The organism is Paenibacillus sp. EKM211P (assembly GCF_011066175.1).
Classification (GTDB): domain Bacteria; phylum Bacillota; class Bacilli; order Paenibacillales; family Paenibacillaceae; genus Paenibacillus; species Paenibacillus polymyxa.
On the sequence record NZ_JAAMNS010000034.1, the window covers coordinates 1 to 6,240 of the forward strand.

2 protein-coding genes are annotated in these 6,240 nt (G+C 44.3%); both read right to left on the bottom strand.

The genetic code is table 11. From position 1 onward, the window contains the following. Positions 1 to 556: 556 nt before the first annotated feature. On the bottom strand, positions 557 to 5,116 hold the full coding sequence (locus G9G57_RS25135) for an S-layer homology domain-containing protein (protein WP_164965672.1): 4,560 nt from the start codon (positions 5,114 to 5,116) through the stop codon (positions 557 to 559). Positions 5,117 to 5,142: 26 nt separating this feature from the next. After that, a partial coding sequence (locus G9G57_RS25140) for an Ig-like domain-containing protein (RefSeq protein WP_446724835.1) occupies positions 5,143 to 6,240 on the bottom strand: 1,098 nt, incomplete at its 5' end.

Sequence of the window (6,240 nt, forward strand, 5' to 3'; positions counted from 1 at the left end):
CAAGGAGAAGAACCGAAGATGAAACAATATAGAAAGAGCGATTAGCTCATTTTGAAACTGACGAGATAAAATATCTCTTTTTCGCTTCCATTTCATACAGCCAGATGGCATGCACCAAAATTTCAGCATTGGATTTTATAAATAAAATCCGTACTCACTCGTTGTTCAGTTTTCAAAGATCAAACACTGTCTCTTGATGTCAATTCAATCTCAACAGTAACTTTTATATATTATCACATTCGAACTAATTTTGCAATAACTTTTTTTCGAGAAGTACTTCTTCCTTCAAATCCATTCTGCTTATTAGCTACCCGGCAAAATATCTTGTTTAATTGGCCGGAATAAAAATATATCACATAATGAAATCATTTAGCAAGTGTTTTATTAAAAAAATTTTAAGTTTAATTTAAAATCAAAAACAAACTCCAAAACCGATAATGGTTATGCACTTCTACTGCCTTTTAAGGAAGCACAAAGTAAGAGGATTAAAATCTGAAAAAATATAAGAAAAAAGCCGACGAAAAAATCGCCGGCTTCCCGTTAATTTAACAAAATGTTATGGAGTATGATGACTAAAATATTGGAGCGTTCCACTTGGATAAGAGTTCCACTCTCCCGGAAGGTTATAAGAGGAGGAACCGGACTTAATCCCCGATTTTCGGATAATAGTCCCGTTATTCGGCATAAATTGCGTTTCGCCGTCAGGATCACCTAAGACGTCGATCGTTACGCCGTTCTTTTTCAGAACATAGCCTGTCGTTACGTTTTTATCTGTCTCTAATAACATTATCTCATCATTATAGTATGTCGCAGGAATAATATCGAAAAAGTCATAAAAGATGGAATCGATATATATATAAGGCATGCCTTTGTAAAACGAATTAATAGGCTGGCTCCACACTTTAGGAGTATTTGTAGCTAAATTGTATTGATGAATCTCAAGTGAGTATCCTGCATTTTCTATAGGCTTAGAAGTATCTCCTACCGGATTGTAAAACAGCTCAATGGCAGTACGGGTTTTATCCAAGGATAGATACTGAGAGAAATACAGTTCCTCCGGTCCTTGAGGATTTGAGATCACTTGAAATACAGTAGCAGATCCGTTTGCTCCGATTACCCAGAAGTATTGAAAAACACCCCCGTTCCACGTCCAAACCGTCCCATTAAGAGGGGTTGGTCCAGTAAAGGTAGAATCTGCCGTACCCGAATAGATTTTAAATGAAGTTTCACCTGGGAACACTGTTGACATGTCATAAGTAATCGGATCTTTGACCCCTTGCTTAGTCCGGATTTGAATAATTCCATTCGTTGCAAGAGGGGCATTCGTTACCTGAAAATTATAGGTGGCTTTTCCGCCATGCCCATCATCCGCAGTAATCGTTACCTTGGTACTTCCTGCCTGATTACCTGGAGTAAGAGTCAGCGTTGATCCGTTAACCTCTGCATTTACCATACCGCTTGATTCAACAGTAGAAGTAAACGTCAAGGCATCCCCGTCAGCATCACTGAACAATTGAGATAAGTCGTAGCTTCTTGCATTCGTAACTCCTGCAGTCAACACTTGTTCATAAATGACCGCTTCTACTTGAGGCGGCTGATTAGAAGACGGGTTAGGCAAGCCGGATGATTGGACATTGACCTGGAAGCTGGTTGAAGTTTCCCCTCCACGACCATCCATAGCCGTAATTTCTATGCTTGTCGTTCCTGCACTTAGTGCCTGAATTTTCAACTGAGCTCCAGCGATTTCCGCCGAAGCAACGGACGGATCAGAAGAGGTGGCCTTAAAAGTCAACGTATCACCATCAGGATCAGTAAAAACGGAACCTAAGTCGAGTGAGTAAACCTCACCACCTATAGTAAGCGATTGGTCGGCAGGTTTAGTTTCTACTGGATTCTGATTCTCTGGAGTTCCAGCCGTGACAGTGGCTTTAAAAGTTTCGATCACTTGCCCTCCTCGGTCATCTGTTGCTTTGATCGATACTAATGTGCTACCGATCGTTAACGGTGTAAGAGTGAGCAAATCCCCATAAACGTCAGCCGTCACAACAGTCGGGTCAGAAACACTAACATCGTAATTTAAAATATCGCTATCAGGACTGGAAAAGAAATCGTTTAAGGACAATTGAATATTGCCTGTATTTATTTCTTTTATCTGGTCCGGAATCCCTGACGAAACTGGGGATTCATTGACAGTAACATCAAAATCAGTAGTGACCTCGCCCCCGCGACCATCTTCTGCTTTAAGCTGAATCGTTGCTGTTCCTGAAGAAATTGCATGGACGGTGACTTGGTATCCGTTAACGGATACAGCAGCAACTGATGAATTCGACGATTCTACCGAAACATCCACAGGATCGCCATCGGGATCGTGGAATACAGAAGATAAATCCAGGATATAATCTGCATTGCCTAAAATCAGTGTCTGATTATCCGGCTTCTGATCTATAACCGGATTTTGGTTAGGAACAGCGGTTACTTCCAATTGGAATGACTGGCTTGTGCTGCCTCCATGGCCATCGGATGCTTTAACGGATACTACTGTGCTGCCAATCTTTAACGGTGTAATGGTAAGCGCGTCCCCATTCAGCACTGCAGTCGCAACCGAAGAATCGGAAATATCAATGCTGTATGATAACGTATCCTGCTCATGGTCGGTAAAGAAGTTGTTTAAAGATAACTGAATGTCGCCTGAATTGATTTGTTTCGTTTGATCCGGAATTCCCAGGGATGCCGGAGGTTCATTAACGGTAATATCAAAATTGGTCTTAACCTCGCCTCCACGGCCATTTGCCGCTTTTAGCTGGATGTTTGCTGTTCCTGAGGAAACCGCATGAACCGTAGCCTGGTTTCCGTTAATAGAGACCGTCGCAATGGACGGATCCGAGGATTCTGCCGAGATGGTTAGCGGGTTGCTATCCGGATCAAGGAATACCGGGGATAAATCCAGGATGTAGTCCGCATCGCCAACAGTGAGCGTTTGGTTGCCTGGTTTCTGATTTACAACTGAATTTTGATTAGGTACTGCAGTTACCGCCAATTGAAACGGCTGACTTGCGCTGCCTCCCCGACCATCGGATGCCTTGACGGTAACTTGGGCATGTCCTACAGTTGCCGGAGTTAATACCAATTGATCACCAGTCAAGGTAAAGGTGGCAATGGAAGGATCATCGATCGCAACCTCATAGGTCATAGGATCATTTTCAGAATCCGTAAAAAACGATCCTAAAGATAAGGTTACGTCGCCGCTCCCTAACTGCTTGCTTTGATCAGGGATACCCGATGAAACAGGAGATTCATTGACACGGACTTTGAAATTCGCACCCGCTTTCTTCCCGGCCTGGTCATCTGCGGCGATCGTAATGGTCGCAGTCCCTTTGCCAACAGCCTTAATAAATAGATTTGTTCCCTCTACTCGAACTGTACTGATTTTTGTACTAGACGACACTGCCGTATATTTGAGCTCGGACTGCTCCTCGTCCGTAAAATGACCAAGCAAGTTAATTTGAAGTTCAGAATCGCCCACCGTTACGGCCTGATCGTCATATTTGGTCACTAACTTCGGCGCTGTATTGGTCACAACCGTAGAACGCGAGCTACCAGAAGAAGTTGTAGTGACTCCTGATACCGTCGAAGAGGACACACCTGCTGCAAATGAAGTATTCGTGACTTGGCTGGAGGAGCTTACACTAATATTTGCTGCAGAGTTATTTACTTGTAAATTTGAAATGCTTCCAGCTACCTCCAAACTGACCGGGGTGGAACTGTTCACAGCCAATGTATTAATGGAGGCCTTGCCTGTCAGAGCTACGGACTGATCACTGTTGACCGACACTTGCTGAATAGTCCCCTGCAACTCTACCTGCTGGGCACCGGCAAGAACATTCATATGCTGTATCGTTGAGGATGAATCATTTTCAATCGTTGCATTGGAAGTCAATGTCATTTGATCCACCGTCGAATTCCCTTGAATGACAACGTGGACATCCTGTTTGGAGACCTCGACATCCTTCAGCTCAGATGCATCAAATAATACGGTGTTCTGGTCACCACCCTGAATATATGTTTTTCCTTGTACCGTAAATTTAGAGGCATAGAAATCATGTCCAAGGCTTGACGTAACTGTAAAGCTATTTTTGACATTCAAATTCATAACTGAAATGTAATCACCGTCAATAGTTAAATCTCCGTCAATCGTAGAGTTATGACCATCTAATACAAGATTACCACTGAATTCGGAAGCTTGCCCTATCGGGGCTTGCCCGCTCGCATGGATGACTAGTTTGGTGATCGATTCAATGGTCCGCTGTGATGCTACAAATTGAATGTCTGCTCCTTTGAGAATCTCCTGGTTAGAGGTTTGCAAGATTCCTTTAACTGAATCCGAAAGTTTATATTCAATCCCGTTAATCCAAGCCTTTCCATCCTCCACTTTTTGGAGTTGGACAACATGGTCCTTAGGGAAAAAGGTAGACATCATATACTGGGCTATATCTTGACGCTGAACAGACGATTTAGGTTTGAAAGCGGATTGATCCGTTTCCATGGAACCCGACTGTAAAGCCGTATTTACGTAAGGACGTGCCCACGGGCTAACCCGATTCCAATCAGTAAGTTTAGCAGAATCCGTGGCGTCAGCTGTGATAGGAAGCCCGGCGGCCCGCATAAGCAGTACCGCCGCCTCCTCTCTGGTCACTACCGCTTTGGGTCTGAATTTGTTGCCGTCGTCTCCATTCATGAGTCCTGCACGGTGTACAGCCTCAATATAGGGACTCGACCAACTTTTCGAGTCTACATCCGAAAAGCTACTGCTTGCTGCTTTAGAAATAGAGAGTTGCAGAGCTTGAGTTAATAGAACCGCCATTTCTTGACGAGTCAACAAATCCGTTGGCCGAAAAGATCCGGATGGGTCTCCACGCAGAAGCCCAGCTTCAATGGCTTGGAGGATGCTTGTCTTTTGCTTAGAAGCAACATTATTGATGTCTTTAAAAGGCTGGCTGGCCAGAGCTGCTCCATTTGATGCATCACTGGCAGCAGATGCGATCGTCTGCAAAGCTGTTGGAGCAACAAGTGCAGCCAAAGCTAATGTAATCAGCCATTTATTAGGTTTAGAACTCATGATGTTCCCTCTATTCTTTTTATTCATTATGGTGCTTCACTGCTAAAGACGCCGATATTATCCGTATAATCGATTCCTTCATCAATCCATTCACTTTCCTCGTAGTGGCCTGCATTTCCATGGGTAACACCGGATTGTCTAGCTATAGTGGTATGAGGCTGAAACACCGCCGTATCAATCAACTGATTATCGTAATAGAGTGATAAAGTGACAGGTGCTGAATCATCGTTATAAAATTCCATACCCGTGGAGTAATCTACATACACATCACCAAAAAACATGGTTTCTCCTATCACAAAAGTAGCTCTACCTTGAATAAAAGCACCTGCGTCTTGACTTATTTCGATCGGATCTCCACCGCCACTACGTTCAATTCTAATTTTTGAAGCATCCAATCTCTCTGAACCCGCATTATAAAGCTCAATAATCTGCATCATAGGGTCGCCCTCCCCCCATGCCAACTCGGAGAAGAAAAGTCCTTTCTTTTCTCCAACAGTGACTTGGAAGATCGTTTGAACGGTTCCCCCCTTTCCATCATCTGCGGTGACTGTTACTGTAGCACTCCCGACTGCTAGCGGAGTAATAATCAGTTGATCGCCTGTAACGGAAACCGTTGCTACGCCAGGGTCCGATGAATCAGCGGAATACGTTAGCGAGTCCAAATCTTCATCCGCAAAAGTTGAAGCAAGTCCAATAGTTGTGTCCATAGCACCTGCTTCTGTAGAAATATCATTAATCGTGCTTTGAACAACAGGAGCATGATTAACAGCAGGTGGAGGAGTCACCGTTAGAGTGAAATTCGTATCCACTGTGCCGCCGTTTCCGTCATTTGCCGTTACCGTAATCGTGGCTGTACCCGCGTTCACTGGCGTTATTTTCAGATCGCTTCCGTTTATCGCTACTGTCGCCACGCCTGTATCTGTCGAAGTTGCAGTGTATGTCAGCGCGTCGCTGTCTTCATCTGCGAACACATCTGCAAAGCTCACGGTCTTGATGCCGTCTGCGGCTCCTGTCGTTACATTGCTGATCGACGTTTCCACCATCGGGGCATGGTTCACGGCTTCGGGAATCACCGGTGTGATCGTCACGTTGAACTGCGTATCCACCGTGCCACCGTTTCCGTC